The 18,263-nt window shown below is 35.0% G+C and carries 16 protein-coding genes; 10 read left to right on the forward strand and 6 right to left on the reverse strand.

Features of this window, described 5'->3' with window-relative positions:
- Nucleotides 1-8 precede the first annotated feature (8 nt).
- From ACVWY7_RS22760 to ACVWY7_RS22800, 9 genes are all read left to right on the forward strand, one after another.
- Entirely contained in the window at nucleotides 9-617 is a 609-nt protein-coding gene (locus ACVWY7_RS22760; protein WP_229136836.1) for an antibiotic resistance protein VanZ, read from the forward strand.
- A gap of 14 nt (nucleotides 618-631) precedes the next feature.
- Nucleotides 632-1,570, forward strand: coding sequence for a hypothetical protein (locus ACVWY7_RS22765; protein WP_061685164.1), 939 nt, complete (start codon nucleotides 632-634; stop codon nucleotides 1,568-1,570).
- Nucleotides 1,571-2,071: 501 nt separating this feature from the next.
- Nucleotides 2,072-2,881, forward strand: coding sequence for an alpha/beta fold hydrolase (locus ACVWY7_RS22770; RefSeq protein WP_456523987.1), 810 nt, complete (start codon nucleotides 2,072-2,074; stop codon nucleotides 2,879-2,881).
- A 407-nt stretch (nucleotides 2,882-3,288) separates the two neighbouring features.
- Complete coding sequence (gene gntR, locus ACVWY7_RS22775; RefSeq protein WP_000167470.1) at nucleotides 3,289-4,020, forward strand: gluconate operon transcriptional repressor GntR; 732 nt, start codon at nucleotides 3,289-3,291, stop codon at nucleotides 4,018-4,020.
- Entirely contained in the window at nucleotides 4,013-5,548 is a 1,536-nt protein-coding gene (gene gntK, locus ACVWY7_RS22780; protein WP_001984847.1) for a gluconokinase, read from the forward strand. The genes gntR and gntK overlap by 8 nt, the downstream gene beginning before the upstream one ends.
- A 116-nt stretch (nucleotides 5,549-5,664) precedes the next feature.
- A complete protein-coding gene (gene gntP, locus ACVWY7_RS22785; protein ID WP_001131723.1) occupies nucleotides 5,665-7,011 on the forward strand; it encodes a gluconate permease GntP in 1,347 nt (448 codons plus the stop codon).
- Nucleotides 7,012-7,275: 264 nt separating this feature from the next.
- Nucleotides 7,276-8,685 carry an NADP-dependent phosphogluconate dehydrogenase gene (gndA, locus tag ACVWY7_RS22790; protein ID WP_000413557.1) on the forward strand — a complete coding sequence of 470 codons (1,410 nt, stop codon included), beginning with the start codon at nucleotides 7,276-7,278 and terminating at the stop codon, nucleotides 8,683-8,685.
- Between the two features lie 313 nt (nucleotides 8,686-8,998).
- Nucleotides 8,999-10,963, forward strand: a complete 1,965-nt coding sequence (locus ACVWY7_RS22795) for a prolyl oligopeptidase family serine peptidase (protein WP_456523988.1) — start codon at nucleotides 8,999-9,001, stop codon at nucleotides 10,961-10,963.
- Nucleotides 10,964-11,081: 118 nt separating this feature from the next.
- The gene (locus ACVWY7_RS22800; protein WP_000138383.1) at nucleotides 11,082-11,648 is read left to right on the forward strand and encodes a DUF4256 domain-containing protein; all 567 of its coding nucleotides are present in this window, start codon (nucleotides 11,082-11,084) and stop codon (nucleotides 11,646-11,648) included.
- A gap of 71 nt (nucleotides 11,649-11,719) precedes the next feature.
- Here ACVWY7_RS22800 and ACVWY7_RS22805 read toward each other — a convergent pair whose 3' ends face one another.
- The 4 genes from ACVWY7_RS22805 to ACVWY7_RS22820 form a co-directional block, all read right to left on the reverse strand.
- Complete coding sequence (locus tag ACVWY7_RS22805; protein ID WP_144508125.1) at nucleotides 11,720-12,226, reverse strand: DoxX family membrane protein; 507 nt, start codon at nucleotides 12,224-12,226, stop codon at nucleotides 11,720-11,722.
- A gap of 240 nt (nucleotides 12,227-12,466) precedes the next feature.
- Nucleotides 12,467-13,381 (reverse strand): sigma factor regulator N-terminal domain-containing protein, encoded by a 915-nt coding sequence (locus ACVWY7_RS22810; RefSeq protein ID WP_000381497.1) that lies wholly within the window; start codon nucleotides 13,379-13,381, stop codon nucleotides 12,467-12,469.
- Nucleotides 13,381-13,872 carry an RNA polymerase sigma factor gene (locus tag ACVWY7_RS22815; RefSeq protein ID WP_000514137.1) on the reverse strand — a complete coding sequence of 164 codons (492 nt, stop codon included), beginning with the start codon at nucleotides 13,870-13,872 and terminating at the stop codon, nucleotides 13,381-13,383. The genes ACVWY7_RS22810 and ACVWY7_RS22815 overlap by 1 nt, the downstream gene beginning before the upstream one ends.
- 140 nt (nucleotides 13,873-14,012) lie before the next feature.
- The gene (locus tag ACVWY7_RS22820) at nucleotides 14,013-15,314 is read right to left on the reverse strand and encodes a DUF5068 domain-containing protein (protein ID WP_000038585.1); all 1,302 of its coding nucleotides are present in this window, start codon (nucleotides 15,312-15,314) and stop codon (nucleotides 14,013-14,015) included.
- Between the two features lie 439 nt (nucleotides 15,315-15,753).
- Between ACVWY7_RS22820 and ACVWY7_RS22825 the strand changes: the two genes are divergently transcribed.
- Nucleotides 15,754-16,530 carry an SDR family oxidoreductase gene (locus ACVWY7_RS22825; protein ID WP_033682593.1) on the forward strand — a complete coding sequence of 259 codons (777 nt, stop codon included), beginning with the start codon at nucleotides 15,754-15,756 and terminating at the stop codon, nucleotides 16,528-16,530.
- 37 nt (nucleotides 16,531-16,567) lie between these two features.
- On the opposite strand, the gene ACVWY7_RS22830 is transcribed toward ACVWY7_RS22825, so the two are convergent.
- Nucleotides 16,568-17,236, reverse strand: coding sequence for a methionine ABC transporter permease (locus tag ACVWY7_RS22830; protein WP_000527139.1), 669 nt, complete (start codon nucleotides 17,234-17,236; stop codon nucleotides 16,568-16,570).
- The gene (locus tag ACVWY7_RS22835) at nucleotides 17,211-18,251 is read right to left on the reverse strand and encodes a methionine ABC transporter ATP-binding protein (RefSeq protein WP_456523989.1); all 1,041 of its coding nucleotides are present in this window, start codon (nucleotides 18,249-18,251) and stop codon (nucleotides 17,211-17,213) included. The genes ACVWY7_RS22830 and ACVWY7_RS22835 overlap by 26 nt, the downstream gene beginning before the upstream one ends.
- Nucleotides 18,252-18,263 lie beyond the last annotated feature (12 nt).

An 18,263-nucleotide genomic window follows, 5' to 3' on the forward strand; every position in this document is an offset into this window, starting at 1 on the left:
GTTTAAGTTTGTTTTATGGAACTAAGTGGTTTTATAAAGTTTTATATTTTATAACAGCAATGTCACCTGCATATTTTCTATTTTTATTGCAAATTGACGATAAATTTAAACATCCTTTTAAGATGAAGTGGAATATCAAGATAGTGACAATAGATTTGAATATTTATTGGTGGTGTGGACTATTATTCATCATTTTGATACTTTTTATATTGATTCTTAGAATTTTATTAATCAAACAATATACAGCTTCTTCTACAAATCAAGTTTTACCACCTAATAGAAAAACTTTTGAAGAAGATAAATTGGAAGAAAGAAATGGAAGTGTAATATCATTTTTACTAGGTAACATATTGCCGGCCGTACTGATAATAGAAGGGAATTTATGTGTGGCTATTATTATCTTTATAATAATTCAAATGTTGATTTATGTTTTAATAATGAAAAGTACAGATATATTCCCAAATATTGCACTTATTATATTAGGAATAAACCTGTGTAAGACAAAAGATAATAAATATGTTTTTACCTTTAAGTCTAAGAAGTTTGAAGATTTTAAAGTTTATCAACTAGGAAATCCAGAAAAATCAAAGGTTTATATTACGATGTATGAAAAGTGAGGTATTGATGAGTCATGGCGTTAGAACGTGTTTATGTATGTACATCAAAAAATTCTAGTTTATATAGAATTTATTTATTGCAAACAGGTGATCAAGAGAAGCAGAGCATTTTTAATTATTTTGAGCTAGATCTAATGAAAAAAAGATCTGGAGAAAGTGAAATGGATGTATTAAATGGTAATGCTTTAATCGAAGACATTCCTTATTACATAAAGTTAGAAGAAATTGATGAAGATAGTTACTTATATAATTTCAAAGTTGAAATCGAAACTTTACTCAATAATCCTACAAATAAAATTGTTCAATTTTCCAAATTTGGAAAAATGTCAGGGGAAGTAAAGAACTTTGAAGAGAATGAAGGAATAAAGTTTTTAATTGTACAAGATAATGAATCTCTGTATTTCTTATCCATTGCTAAAAATGCAGTAATAAAAAATAAACCTGTAATATCATTTTCAATAACTGAGGATACTACTGTGATAGATGTTCCAAAAGGTATTCAAGTTCCGCCAGCTGTTACAGCGCGACTAGATAGAGTAAGTAAAAAGTTGTTTGTTTACGATGTTAATAGATTTGAAAGCATGTTGACGCTAAATGAAAATCGTAAAGCTAAATCACAGGCTACCATTAATAAATTTGTCCAAGGTGAATATACGATTTCATCTGCTAAATATAAATTTTTAGGGTTAGATGAAAATGGAGTAACACAAAAATTATATAGTAGTGCAAGAGCTGTAAGAAGATTATCTAAATATGGTGCTCCAGAAACAAACTATTCTATTGAACAAATTAAAGACGCTGTTAATAAACTGGACTCATCACTTAGAGTTACTTTTGATGATACAAATAAAACAATCAATGTAACTCCAGATACGGCAAAGACATTTGTAGGAATTATCCATAACAGTATTGTACAACGTTTAATATCTGGTGAAGTTGAAATAGCTATATAGAATTGTAAATTTTGATCAAACTTTTTTATAAAAACTAATTTCATAACAAAGTTTAGCTCTCGCATTTTGAACAAACTTTTTTAAAATGCGAGTTTTTCTTCTATTATAAAATCAACGTTTGTAGCATCATTTTAATCAAACTTTATTCCAAACCAACATATAGTGTGGATTTGAAATAAAGTTAAGAAGTTTATAAAAAAGGTGCGATGCTTTATCTCTTTAATCAAAGAATTGTAAATAAGCTATGATCAAACTTTTTTATAAAACATAAACATAAACCTGTTGGATAAGAAACCATTTTGATTAGACTTTTTCAAAATGGTTTCTTTTTATTCATCATAGAATACGGTTTAACACAATATTTTTAATCAAACTTTATTTTAAAGCCACACATTGCTTTTTCTTATGGTGAATTTGTTTCTTAGTTATTTCCTGCATTTTATATCATTCACCAATCATGTAATGTTAAGGGAGATGACAAAAGAAAGGAAGAATGTACAAATGAGTATAGTAAAAAACGGAACATTGCAAGTAATTGGAGCGAGCATCTATTATGAGGCGCGTGGCTCGGGTCCAATTCTTCTTTTGATTCATGGTGGGGGTGGTGATGCCGACAAGTTCCATAATATCGCCGACCATCTTGCTAAATGGTATACCGTTGTTACTTACGATCGTCGTGGTCATTCCCGTAGCAATCTCGTCAATAAAAATGAGGATTACCATGTGCACACGCATAGCGAAGATGCTCATCGGTTGCTAGCTAATCTGACCAAAGAACCGGCTTATGTATTCGGAAGTAGTTCTGGTGCTGTTATCGGACTTGATTTGTGCATACGTCATCCTGAGCAGGTACAGATACTAATTCCACACGAACCGGTTTTATTACAACTTTTATCTGAAAATGAGTTGAAGCAGGCTATAAATTTCATGGAAGACCTTAAAGGGAATCATCAAAGTGAGGTCATGAAGTTATTGTCGAATATTGATGATAGTAATTCCGAACCATCGAAGGATATGCTAACAGAGCGACTACTTGGCAATTCGATGTATTTCACTGAGTATGAAATCCCGGGAATTCTCAGCTATACTTTAAATATCGATGCATTAAAGTCCCTATTAAACCCTGCATCGATACAGGTACGTCCAGCCGGTGGAAGTATTTCACGAGAAACTTTTCCTTATCATTGCGCATTCAACTTAGCAGAGCACCTCGGAACAGAATTCGCAGAGTTTCCAGGACATCATGTGGGTTATAACACAGTGCATCATAAAGAGTTTGCTGAGAGGTTACATGATGTTATTGAGAATTAATCGGGAAACTATCAATGAGCAGTGTATAAACACAATAGCGCGAATAGATATTCATGGAGTTACAAGACAATACGTAATTTAGGATTTTGTCTATATGTCTAAATTGATTTCAAAGCATCAGCAGAATATGAACAACTAAAAAAAACAGCTACCTCTCCATTTAAAGGTAGCTGCTTCTTTTTACATAGATTCTATAATTATTTGTCTTTCATACCACTTGTTTAGTTTTCCATTCCCTAAATCTTCTTTATCAACAATAATAGTTTTGGGGTGACTTGTTTGTTAGCTTAATAATTATGGTCTTTCCTCTAATAGAACTAAAGCAAACAATAAAAGCGCTTGCATAATTAAAAATCCGAGTTATAATACTTGTATACAAGTATACTTGATTAACACGAGGTGGATTTATGACGAAATCAATGGAATTTCTTTATCCTGAAAAATGGCTTTCAAAAGCTTCTACAGGTGATCGTGTTGCGAGCGAATTGAGAATGCGCATTATTGCAGGTGCAATTGAAAGCGGTACCATCCTGTCAGAAAATAAAATAGCTGCCGATTTTTCTGTAAGTCGGTCACCCGTTCGTGAAGCATTAAAATTACTAGCTTCTGAAAATATTATTCGCTTAGAAAGAATGGGCGCAGTTGTCATTGGTTTAACCGAGAAAGAAATTGAAGAAATATATGATGTTCGTTTACTTATAGAAACGTTTATCTTTGAGCGACTTGGAAAGATGGACACAAATGATTTAGTAAGAGAACTAAATAAAATAATGGAAATGATGAAAATCGCCATTAAATATCATGATTCTGATGAATTTTCTTATCAAGATCTCTTATTCCATGAAACAATTATTCGAACCATTGAGCATTCCTACATCCTGATGATTTGGAATAATTTAAAGCCTGTTATGGAAAGCTTAATCCTTTTATCAATGCGTACTCGTTTCAAGGAAAAGTACGAAGACTTTGAACGGATTATTAAAAATCATGAGCTTTATATAAAAGCAATCGAATCAAAAGATCGAGCCCTCATGATTGAGGCCTTACATCAAAACTTTGATGATGTTCAAGGGAAAGTCGAAGACCTCTGGATGTCACAACAAATGTTATCTAAAGGAGTTGAGCAAGGACATGAGTAGCTATATGTTAGGTATAGATATCGGTACAACAAGTACGAAAGCAGTTTTATTTACTGAAAAAGGCGAAGTCATTCAAACCGAGAATATTGGTTATCCACTTCGCACACCGGATATATCCACAGCGGAACAAGATCCAGAAGAGATTTTCCAAGCTGTTTTACAAGCGATATCAAATATAACGAAACAGCATTCAGATAAAAAACCATCGTTTATTTCATTTAGCAGTGCTATGCATAGTGTCATTGCTATGGATGAAAATGATCAGCCGCTGACACCTTGTATCACTTGGGCAGATAATCGCAGTGAGGCATGGGCGCATAAAATCAAAGATGAACTGAATGGCCATGCAGTTTATAGACGAACAGGAACACCTATTCACCCAATGTCACCATTAAGTAAAATTACATGGATTGTGAATGCCCATCCGGAAATTGCTATTAGAACGAAAAAATATATTGGAATCAAAGAATATATCTTCAAAAAATTCTTTGATCAATATGTTGTTGATCATTCCATCGCCTCGTGCATGGGTATGATGAACTTAAAAACGCTAGATTGGGATGAGGAAGCTTTAAAAATTGCTGGTATAACATCAGCTCAATTATCTAAACTCGTACCAACCACCAAAATATTCAGCAACTGCAATCCAGATTTAGCCCAAAAGATTGGTATCGATTCCAAAATACCGTTTGTCATTGGTGCTAGTGATGGGGTGCTTTCTAATCTAGGTGTGAATGCAATTCGGAAAGGGGAGATTGCTGTCACAATTGGAACCAGTGGTGCTATTCGGACCATCATTGATAAACCACAAACAGATAAAAAAGGAAGAATATTTTGTTATGCCTTAACCGAAAAACATTGGGTAATTGGTGGACCGGTAAACAATGGAGGGATGGTCCTTCGCTGGATTCGTGATGAACTTGCTTCATCAGAAGTAGAAACTGCGAAAAGACTAGGAATTGATCCATACGATGTATTAACTAAAATAGCAGAACGCGTGAGACCTGGTGCAGACGGATTATTATTCCATCCATACCTCGCAGGGGAACGTGCACCATTATGGAATCCAGATGTACGTGGCTCCTTCTTCGGTTTAACGATGTCACATAAGAAGGAACATATGATTCGTGCAGCTTTAGAGGGTGTTATATATAATTTATACACTGTATTTTTAGCATTAACAGAATGTATGGATGGTCCTGTAACTCGTATTCAAGCAACAGGCGGCTTCGCAAGGTCTGACGTTTGGCGACAGATGATGTCCGATATTTTCGCATCTGAAGTCGTTGTTCCAAAGAGCTACGAAAGCTCTTGTCTAGGTGCATGTATATTAGGTCTCTATGCCACAGGAAAAATTGATTCTTTTGAAATCGTTTCCGAAATGGTTGGTAGTACCTACAAACATACACCGAAAGAAGAAGCAACAAAAGAATACAGACAATTACTGCCTATATTTATTAACCTATCAAGGGCGTTAGAAGATGATTATACACGCATTGCAAATTATCAAAGAAATTTAATAAAGTAAAACTTTCATCAGTAATCTCCCACGCCTCGCTTCTATATAACTCTCGAGGTGGGGGCCTTACTGCCCACGAATAGAGGGATAAATACAAATACAGCTAAGATTAGGGGGGAACTACGATGCCATTAGTCATTGTAGCAATTGGGATTTTAGCATTACTTTTACTGATTATGCGCTTTAAATTAAATACCTTTATTTCATTAATCATTGTATCCGTCGGGGTTGCTTTAGCACTTGGAATGCCACCAGAAAAGATTTTTAAAACCATTGAAGCGGGATTAGGCGGAACACTTGGGCACTTAGCACTCGTTTTTGGACTTGGTGCGATGTTAGGTAAGTTGCTTTCAGATTCTGGGGGTGCACAACGCATTGCCATGACCCTTGTGAAAAAATTTGGTGAAAAGAACATTCAATGGGCTGTTGTGACTGCCTCATTTATTATCGGGATTGCATTATTTTTTGAAGTAGGATTAGTATTATTAATTCCGATTGTATTTGCAATTTCAAGAGAATTAAAAGTTTCTATCTTATATCTCGGTATTTCGATGGCAGCTGCTTTATCTGTAACACACGGATTTTTACCACCACACCCAGGACCAACTGCTATCGCTGGTGAATTGCATGCAAACATCGGTGAAGTATTACTTTACGGTTTTATGATAGCGGTTCCAACGGTTGTGTTAGCTGGACCTGTATTTACTAAACTTGCAAAAAAACTAGTACCTGAGGCGTTCACAAAAACCGGTAATATCCAATCATTAGGTGAGCAGAAAGTATTTAAACTTGAAGAAACTCCTGGTTTTGGAATCAGTGTTTTTACCGCTTTACTGCCTGTTCTTTTAATGGCAGTCGCTACAATTATTACTTTGTTGCAAAAAACAATGGGATTCAAAGATAATAGTTTACTAGCAACGATCGAGTTTATTGGGAATGCGGATACTGCCATGTTGATATCCTTACTAGTTGCGATCTATACAATGGGATTGGCAAGAAATATTCCAATCAAAAACGTGATGGAATCTTGTACAACAGCGATCTCGAATATTGGGATGATGCTCTTAATTATTGGTGGAGGCGGCGCTTTCAAACAAGTATTAATTGATGGCGGCGTTGGTAACTATGTAGCCGAATTATTCAAAGGAACTTCATTATCACCGATCTTGCTCGCATGGATTATCGCTGCCATCTTACGTATTTCATTGGGGTCTGCTACGGTTGCTGCATTAACAACTGTCGGTTTAGTGATTCCGATGTTAGGTCAATCTGATGTTAACCTTGCTTTAGTTGTCCTTGCAACAGGGGCTGGTAGTTTAATTGCTTCACACGTGAACGATGCTGGTTTCTGGATGTTCAAAGAGTACTTTGGTTTAAGCATGAAAGAAACATTTGCAACATGGACTTTACTTGAGACTATCGTTTCTGTAGCCGGATTAGGGTTTACTTTATTATTAAGTTTATTTGTATAGATCTTTCTAAACAGTAAAAGGGATACGGAAGCTGTTTAATGTGATTTTTCATAATTAACCAGTTATTTTTCATGATTGATTAATAAGGATGAAAATTTCTCTTTATTTTTTAACTTGATAGTGATGTGCCGTGTCCCTTTAACCTTTTGCACGAATACTGGCAGAGCCTATTGAAATGAAAAAGTTGGATTATTTGATTAAAATGTTATTTTAGGTATATATACTATAATACAGAGTAACATACATGGAAAGGAACGATAGAATATGGAAAAGTTACAAATTGGAGTTGTTGGTGTGGGCGTTATGGGAAAAAGCCTCGCACTTAACTTTGAGAGTAAAGGGTATTCTGTTGCCCTATATGATATTTCAAAGGAAAAAGTTGATGAAACCATTGAGGAAAACCGTGGTAAAAACTTAGTTGGTACTCATATAGTTGAAGAGTTTGTTAACTCACTCGAATCACCTAGAAAGATTTTATTAATGGTTAATGCGGGGGAAATTACAGATAAAGCGATTGATTCTCTAGTCCCTCACCTCGATAAAGGTGATATTTTAATTGACGGTGGTAATACATACTTTGTCGATACAATTCGCCGAAACAAACGTCTTGCCGAAGAAGGAATCAATTTCATCGGGGCAGGTGTGTCAGGCGGCGAAGAGGGTGCATTGAAGGGACCATCTATTATGCCCGGCGGACAGAAGGATGCATACGAAAAAGTAAAGGATATGCTTGAAAACATCTCTGCAAAAGTGAATAATGAGCCTTGCTGTTCTTATATCGGACCTAATGGGGCAGGACACTATGTAAAGATGGTTCACAATGGTATTGAGTATGGAGATATGCAATTAATTTGTGAAGCATATTTCTTCTTGAAACAAACACTAGATTTGACTGCAGAAGAGTTCCATGAAATATTTGCTGAATGGAATAAAGGTGAACTGAATAGCTATCTAATTGAGATTACAGCCGATATTTTCAAGAAGAAAGATGAAGAAACTGGTAAGCCATTAGTGGATGTTATTCTTGATACTGCAGGACAGAAGGGTACAGGGAAATGGACAAGTCAAAGCGCACTTGATTTAGGTATCTCTCTGCCTATTATCACGGAATCTGTATTTGCACGTTGCATTTCTGCTTTAAAAGAAGAGCGTGTGAACGCAAGCAAAGTTTTATCTGGCCCTAAAGATAAAACGGCAATTGGAGTTGAAAAAGCCGAATTAATTGAAGCGGTGCGCCAAGCTTTATATATGAGCAAAATTTGTTCTTATGCACAAGGATTCACGCAATTGAAGGCAGCTTCTGAGGAATATGATTGGAACCTTGATTTTGGCAGCATTTCTATGCTTTGGAGAGGCGGATGTATTATCCGTGCTGCCTTTTTACAGAACATTAAAGAGGCTTATGAGACTAACACTGACCTACCGAACCTTTTACTTGATCCATACTTTAAAGAAATTGTAGAGTCATATCAAGGTGGATTACGCCAAATTATCTCAATGGCGGTACAACAGGGCATTCCGATACCTGCATTTTCAGCAGCAATTTCTTATTATGACAGCTATCGTACTGCCAAACTACCTGCAAACTTGTTGCAAGCGCAGCGCGATTATTTTGGAGCGCATACGTATAAACGAGTAGATAAAGAAGGTACATTCCATACAAAATGGATATAAAATAATAAATGGACTAAGATTAAATTCTTAGTCCATTTTTCATTCCACAATTCGTAGGCTATAAGACTCCCACTGATGGAAGTTTACTTTAAACGAATGTATGAATCAAAATGCGTTTATTTTTCCCATTTAGATGAAAACCACATAATCTTTAATTTGAGTGGATAGAACCCTATAGATTAAAGTTTTACTTTATCGGATCTGCTTTTATTTATCTGAATTTTCCGTTACTATTTTAAGTATCCGTGAACAATTTCCTTTATTATGAAAAAAAGAGACGAGAGATTTATGGACATTACAAGGGGGCATATTGATGAAAGTGAGTGAAAAAACATATTTAAGTATAGAAGAGATTATTTCATTACCAACCGTATTAAGTACAAATATAAGCGATGATGGCAAAAATGTAGCATTTGTTAAGAGAACAGTTAACTGGGAAGACAATACATATAGAAACCATGTATGGATATATGAAAAAGGTAAAGGGCAGAGTTATCCACTAACAACTGGAGATATAGATAGTATACATCCATTATGGTCTCCAGATTCTAAGAGCATTGCTTACCTTAGCTCAGGTGGTGACGGGGATATGAAAAATCAGATCTTTGTTAAGTCACTAGACGACTATAGTGAGGTTAAAATTACTGATGAGAAAGAGGGAGTCAGTAATTTTAGATGGGATCCTACCGGTAAAGGTTTTTATTATATTACACAGTCAAAAGAATGTGAGGAAATAAAGAAACGTAAGGAGCTATATGGAGATTTTCAACATGTAGGTAAGGAACATCAGAATAATTGTTTATGCTACATTGAAATAGAAAAAGTGATACAAAATGATAAAGAGGAACGAGAGATTAACGGTGTTTATCAATTAACTGATGGTAAGGATTTTTATATCCATGGATTTGATATTTCAGATAATGGGAAAAAGGTTGTATGTATGGCTACCCCAAGCCTAAACGATCATATGAATGGTGATCTATACATATTAGATGTCGAAGCCAGGGAACTACAACAGATGAATGTAGATAAGTTGTTGGACGGGAGCGTTTGTTTTTCTCCAGAGGGCAACAAAATATGTTACTCAGCAAGCATAAGAGAGAAGGAGTATTATAGAAACCATATACAAGAAAGTACATTAGAGATATATGATCTGAATACTGGAGAACGAATTGTCCCTTTAACAGATTTTGATAGTACGGTTATGCCATTACAGTGGACAGCTAAAGGAATTTTAATTCGATGGCAGGACAAAACGAATTACCTTATTGGTTTGCTAGCTGAAGATGGCACTGTGGAAACATTAAGCGAAAAAGTAGATGGCTTTATAATGGACGCCTCTATAACAAGAGATGGAAATCATATAACCTATAATAAGGCTATAACAAATGAAACCTTTGAAATCTATTTGGATGATAAAAAAATAACGAATGAAAATAGCCTTTTCGAGGGGAAGCTTAAAAGTAACAGGGAAATCATCTCATGGCAAAGTAGTGATGGTCTTGAAATAGAGGGTGTTTTATCAACACCAGTAGAGTTTGACGCAAATAAAAAGTATCCTTTATTAGTAGTAATTCACGGTGGTCCGGCTTGGGCATCCTTTCCGATATTTTCAGACTGCTTCAATGAGAAATATCCGATTGAACAGTTTGTTGAAAAGGGCTTTGTCGTTTTAGAGCCAAACTATAGAGGAAGTTCTGGTTATGGTAATGAATTTTTAAAAGCAAACTATAGAAAACAAGGACTTGCTGATTACGATGATGTTATATCTGGAGTGGATGAACTAATTGAAAAAGGGATGGTAGATAAAGATAGAGTAGGAGTTATGGGATGGAGTAACGGAGGATATATATCAGCTTTCTGTTCTACATTTAGTAGTAGGTTTAAAGCTATTTCAGTTGGGGGAGGAATTACTAACTGGAGTACCCATTATGTAAATACAGATATCCCTTACTTTATTAGAATGTATTTAGGAAATACTCCATGGAATGATCCAAATATATATAAGAGAACATCACCAATGACATATATTAAATCAGCCTGTACGCCTACCTTAATCCAACATGGCGAAAAGGATGCAAGAATACCAATTACAAATGCATATGAATTACATCAAGGGTTAAAGGATATGGAAGTTGATACAGAACTCATTATATTTAAAGGAATGGCATATAGTTCTGACCAACCAGGAGTTCATGTGGCTATTATGAAGCAGAACTTGATGTGGTTTTCACATTATATTCTTGGAGAAAGTATGGAGGGTTTTAGTACTATATAATGGATATCCGCACAGGGATTATTCGTTGTGCAATCGGGCCAGATTGTTGTAAACTGCAAGTAAACCATTATTGAGAAGATTTAAGTGGTTATAAGGAAGCTTAACTCGGAGGACGAATATGACAGAGAATAAAAATGAGTTATCTGTAGAACAACGTGAAGAACTATTAAAAGTATTACAAGCCCGTTTTGAGAAAAACATGAACCGCCATGAAGGTCTTGAATGGGCTAAAGTTGAAGCGAAGCTAGCTACTAATAATGAAAAATTGTGGACACTTAATGAAATGGAAGTAACAGGCGGTGAGCCAGATGTTGTTGGTTATGATGAAGAGAAGGACGAATATACTTTCTATGATTGTTCAAAGGAGAGTCCTAAAGGCCGCAGAAGTCTCTGTTATGATCTGGAAGCGTTAGAATCAAGAAAAAAACATAAGCCAGAAAATAACGTTATTGATGTTGCAAATGCTATGGGTATTGAACTATTAACAGAAGAACAATATCGAGAATTGCAAAAACTTGGAGATTTTGACATGAAATCATCAAGTTGGGTACAAACACCTTCAGATATTCGAGAACTCGGTGGTGCGCTATTTTGCGATTATCGCTTCGGGCATGTTTTCGTGTATCACAATGGGGCAGATTCTTATTATGCTGCCAGAGGTTTTCGTGGCTCGTTAAGAGTTTAAATTTGGAGTAAACAAAAAAGAGCCTATACGCAGGCTCTTTTTCTTATTTATATTTTAAGAGTAAACCGTTACTACGCAGTTTTACTTAATTTATATGTTCCGTGGCGGTTTTTACGGAAAAGTTTTGGGAAAACATAGCCATCTAATCCAATACGTCCGGCGTTCTGTCCTGCAACTAAAATGAACATAGTTAAAATAAGCAGGTTTGGGTTTACACTAACAGTTCCACTTAATAAAAATGCAAGATTCATTATGATTCCGAAAAATGCAGCTGTTTTTGTTAATCCGCCTAAAATCAAACCTAGACCTACTAAAATTTCTCCCCATTGAACTAAAAAGCTAAATAGGTCTGCATTTGGAAGAACAAAGTGTTGAAGGAAATCTGCCCACCAACTTTGTACGGCAGGGTGGTCACTTGATGCTTGAGCAATAGCACCCTTTAGAAAACCACTTGCGTCAAAAGATTGTCCAAAGACTTTGCCGATTCCAGCAGCGAGCCATGTATATCCTATGTAAAGTCGTAAAAATAATAATATGAAAGCAGCACGTTTATCAGTTCTTAAAAAATTGATAACCATTGAAATCCCTCCAATATTGTATTTACAAGTTTATTATATATCCATTGTGAAAAAATTCACAATGGATATAATGTGAACAAATATATGATTTTTTATTTATAAAATTGCACCTAAAATATTGTGAAGTTTATTTTTGAAAATTAAGCAATAAATGAGAGATGGGAGCTATCTATTGTAGCAGATAGCTCCCGTAGTAAACAGGTTTAGGTGTGTTCTTTAAGTTCATCTGGGCGTTCCTTATTATTTCTCTGGTTTTATATAAGGAACAATTTGTGCAGTAACCCCTACAGAAGCACCACGAATAAAGTTTTGGTTTTCTAATGCCTTAAAGTTTTCCGTTTTTCCTGTTAGCATAACACCTAAAATCTTCACTTGATCAAATGGTTTGTTTTCATTTGATTTTAAAAACTTTTGAATGTCCTTGTCATACCCATCATTATATTGTTTAAGGGAATCAAAGAACCCTTTGTACGATTCTTCGAGAGGGGTTCCTGGCTCAAATCCATAAACTGGCATACCGGCAGGACCTCCGCTTTCATCTCTAATAGGTGAGACCATATATAGCCATACGATATTTAAGTTGTCTGGTATTTTTGTTTGAATTTCTTTTAATGTATAAGGTTGATCGAAAGAGATAGCGACTTCTGCAACATAGTTTTCCATTTTTGAAACTGCACTTAATTCATTTTTGACTCCATCGTAATATTCCTTGATAGCTGGATTATAAAATGTGGCAACTTTATTTTTCGTTTGTTTATCGTAATTATAAGACTCTGTATTAGACCTCCCCCAATGAGTTCCTGGTATTACCTCATTGTAATCGATGTTAGAGCGAAACCAATTATAAGGGCTTGTCAGTGTATTCCATTTCACTACGTAACCATTAATATTTTTAGAACGATTTGATGTAATATTGCCGCCAAACATAGAGGAGCTACTCGTTACTTGAGAATCAATTTGTACATTCGGTTCTGCAATTGAATTATATAAAAAGAGTTGTTCGTGAAGCCTCATAGAGCCTTTCGCTGCGAAGTAATTACCTACTTTATAAATGATAGGGATAAGTATGATGACAACGAGAATAGAAGTAATGATGATTTTAAGTAACTGTTTCCTTTTCGCTTTTTTTAATGCATTTTTTAAAGAAGTATCCATTAAGGTTTTCCCCCTACTGTAGAATGAATTGTTTTACGTGCACGATGTAACTTTTGTTTGACGCTATTTACTCGAATATCTAGTATTAGTGCAATTTCTTCATATGTAAAATCGTAATAATACTTTAAAAAGAAGGCTTCTTTATATTCTAGTTTTATATCTTTTAATAGATAGAAAATCTCATCTTTATTTAAAACAGCATCCAGTTCTCGGTCTGTATATTGTAATTTTGAATAAATCTCTTCAGTTAAATAGATGTTCTGTTGCTCTTTTTTTCTCTTCAAGTCAATGTATTCGTTTAATGCAACCCTAAAAAACCATGGACGTATGTTATTCTCTGTTAGGTCATCTAGCAACGTATATACTTTATAGAAAGTATTTTGGATGATGTCTTCTGCGTCTTCTTTTATAGCCCCTTTCGCTAGTAATAGTTTGAACACTTCCTCTCCTAAATTGATAAGATAGGAGGTTAATATATTTTCTTTTCCCATCATTTTTCCTCCCTACACTTATACAACGAATAGGTAATAGTAAATGTATACACTTAAATTAAAGTTTTGTTCTTGATACAAATAAAAAAGGCATATAACAATCATATGTTATATGCCTTTTCTATTATATATTTAGTAATTTATTTAGGTAATGTAAACTTAGCTTTTTTACCTTGTGAAATATCTTTAGCTTCTTTATTTCTCATAGGTCCTAACTCAATCTCAAAGCTTTTGTCTTTCCAAATCTTCTCATACTGCTCTTGATCTAAAATAAACACTTGTAGTAACTCCCCAGATGTTCCCGTTTTGACTGAAGCGTTATAGTCGTAATTTAGTAGCATACCTTCATTAATCGTATATTGTGTACCATCATTCACTCTCAATGTAGAGCTTATAGGAGATAGTGAAACGTCTTGAGTATCTTTGTTATCAAGCTTGAATTTCACTGTTAATAGAACAATACCGTTTTTGAAATTTGCAAAGCGCGGAGCTTCGACGGAATTTGGTGTGAATTGAGTAAATTGGTATCCATCTAATGTAACATTAACAGCGCCTAATTCTTGGCTGTTATTAATACTTGATTTCTCTTTTAACATTTTTTTATCGCCCATGTTATTAGCTGTAGCTTTATCTTGGTAGAAAGCTTTATCTGTTGCAACCTTTTCAGCACCTTGTTTGTTTAAACTTAATGAAAAGCTTCCGGGACTGCCGATTGGAGCATCGAATTTTCCTTTATTAGCTTGTGCAGTTGGGACTGTGACTGAGACTGTTGAGAGACTTGAAATTTTTTCTAGATCATCTTTTCCGAATGGATACGCGATATAACCAGAAATAGTTTCTCCTGCTTTTACTAAGTAATCATTCGTTGGAGCAAGCTTAGTTGGCAGTTGATCTTCTTTTGGAATTAAATCTTTATAGTTATTATATACTTTCTGCGCACCAGTAAACGATATGTCCAATGCTGGCATATAATAAATATCTTTAGCTGAACTATTTTTTACGCTATAGTTCACAAGAATAACTCCGCCCTCTGTTTGACGGTTAAATGGAATGTTAAAGTCCGTATGGAATCCATTTAATTCAACTAATGTATAACTATTCATTGATACTGAAACATCTTCAGATTTATAGACTTGTGGTTCCTTATTTTCAAAAAGAACTTTTGTTTTTCCGCCTGTTTCTTTTTCCATGTAGGAAATAAGTTTAGAATAATCGCTGGAGCTAGTAGCGGTATCTTCCGTCTTTTTATCTTCAGGTTTCTTGTCTTCGGATTTTTTATCTTCAGGTTTATTTTCTTTTGTTGTATCCGTTTTTTCTGTTTTGTTTTCTTTGGCTGCATTTTCTTTTTGTTCTTTATTTGTCGTATCGCTTTGACCACAGCCAGTGATTACAAAAGCTGCTACGATTACTGCAGAAAATAAAGAAAGTAATTTTTTTGACATGTTTCTTCCCCCTATTTGTTTAAAACTAAACTCTCATATTAGCCCCACGTTTTATTATAAGAAGGCTAGTCAATATTTACCAGTATTTTTTCTATTTATTTCCATTATTTAAATATTATAATATAATAAATTTGATAGAAGTTTGGAATGGAATATTGGTTTTTATTTTTTTATCATTTGAAATATTACATCATATTGTTATGATAGAAATAGAGGTATATGGAAAGGAGACAAGGACTCAATATGTGGATGAACTTGTAATGATTAGAAATTAGATAGATGAATTTTTCTCTCATAAGTGAGGGGTTATTTGGCTATCTGTAAATCATGCAAGGACTGCATATTTGGCTTGTGCGTCCCCTTTGTAAGGATAGATACTTATGTGGGGAAATTCATATCTCTTATATAAAATATGCGTCCTTTAAAATTGGAGGAGTATATGATGAATCAATTAAAAGATAAAGTAGCAGTAGTTACAGGTGTAAGTCGTTTAGATGGTATAGGCGCAGCAATTTGTAAAGAATTAGCTGAGGCTGGATACGATATATTTTTTACGTATTGGACAGAGTATGATAAAGAGATGCCTTGGGGTGTTGATCAAAGTGAACAAATACAATTACAAGAAGAGTTACTAAAAAGCGGTGTGAAAGTATCGAGTATGGAGTTAGATTTAACTCAGAATGATGCACCGAAAGAGCTTATAAATAAAGTTACTGAACAACTAGGCTACCCTCATATATTAATTAATAATGCAGCGTATTCTACGAATAATGATTTCTCTAATTTGACTGCTGAAGAATTAGATAAGCACTACATGGTCAATATTCGTGCGACTACATTATTAAGTAGTCAATTTGCCCGAGGATTTGATAAGAAATCTGGTGGTAGAATTGTGAATATGACTTCGGGACAATTTCAAGGGCCTATGGTTGGAGAACTGGCGTATGCAACAACGAAGGGGGCTATTGATGCTCTTACTAGTTCATTGTCAGCCGAGGTAGCTCATTTAGGAATAACAGTGAACGCAATTAACCCAGGTCCAACTGATACAGGCTGGATGACTGAAGAGATAAAGCAAGGATTAAAACCAATGTTTCCTTTTGGCAGAATTGGTGAGCCAAAGGATGCAGCAAGACTCATTAAGTTTTTAGTAAGTGAAGAAGCAGAGTGGATTACGGGACAAGTTATTCATTCAGAAGGTGGATTTAAAAGATAAGAAGAAGGTATCTCACCAGGGTGAGATACCTTCTTTTTTAATCTTTCTTCAACCTTCGTGCAATACCATTCCCTAAAGACTGTAATCCTTGAACGAGGATAATTAACATAAAGACAGTTGCATACATTACTTCAGGTTCATAGCGTAAATGTCCGAAGCGATATGCTAAGTCCCCTAGCCCACCAGCGCCTACAAGACCAGCCATTGCTGTAGCGCCGATTAAGCCAATCGTTGCAATTGTTAATCCAAGTACAAGGGAGGGACGAGCTTCTTTCACCATAACGTGCCAAATAATTTGTATAGTAGAAACGCCCATCGCTTGGTAAGCTTCAATCACACCACGATCGACTTCTAATAAAGCTGTCTCCATCAATCTTGCGATATAGGGAGCAGTGAAGACGACAAGCGGTACGATTACGCCTTGTACACCAATGGAGGTTCCCATTAGAAACTTTGTAAAAGGTAAAATGAAGAATAATAGAATGATAAATGGAAGAGAGCGAATGATATTAATAATTGTATTAAGAATTGGGTAAATGATTTTATTTTCGTGCTGCCCACCAGGTCTTGTTAAAACAAGTGTGACACCAAGTGGTAGTGCAATAAGGATAGAGATGAATAGTGAAATAGATGTCATTTGAAATGTTTGAATGGTTGCTTCCCATATGACTTTACCCCATTCATCCAAAAAGGACTTGTTTCCCATAATCTGTTCTACCCCCTTCTACGATGATACCTTGTTCTTGTAAAAATGATAAAGCGTGGTTGATTTCATTTTGTTCCCCTTGCATATGAATGACAAGTTTCCCGTATGCCTCATGTTTTAATTGAGTAATATTACCGGATAAAATATTTGGATATACTTGGAATCGTTTTGTGGCAACAGCTAATGCTGGTTCACCAGAAGAATTTCCTATAAAAGAAAGAGTTACGATTTCTCCGGTTCTTTGTAGTTCTTTTTGTACTTCAGCTGGGATTTTTGCTGCAAATGCACTATTTACAAATTTCTTCGTTGTTACATGTTGTGGGTTTGTGAATATATCCTTCACAGTCCCGCTTTCGACTACTGCTCCATGTTCCATAACAGCAACTCTGTCGCATATACGCTGGATAACGTTCATTTCATGTGTAATTAATAAAATTGTGATTCCGATTTCCTCATTAATCTTTAATAATAGGTCAAGAATAGAATCAGTTGTTTCTGGATCTAAAGCACTCGTTGCTTCGTCGCTTAATAACACTTCCGGTTCATGTGATAGTGCACGGGCGATAGCCACACGTTGTTTCTGACCACCAGAAAGTTCACTCGGATAGGCATCTTTTCGATTAAAGAGATTGACAATACGTAAATACTTTTCTACCCTTTTTTCAATTTCTAATTTTGGAACGCCAGCAAGGCGTAACGGTAATGCGATATTTTCATAAACGGTAACAGTTTTAAGTAAATTGAATCCTTGAAAAATCATCCCGATTTTTTGTCGCGCTTTTGCTAGTTCTTTTGTAGACAGTGTTGTTAAATCTTGCTCGTTTACAATAATATTTCCTGTCGTTGGTTTTTCTAATAAATTTACACAGCGAATTAATGTACTTTTGCCAGCGCCACTATATCCAATGATTCCAAATATTTCGCCCTTTTTTACTTGGAGGGAAGTAGACTTAAGAGCTTCCACATTCCCCTTTTTTGTTGTAAATACTTTGGATACATTTTTTAATTCAATCATTATCGTCAGCTC

The sequence above is a fragment of the Bacillus sp. TE9106W genome, from assembly GCF_054062215.1.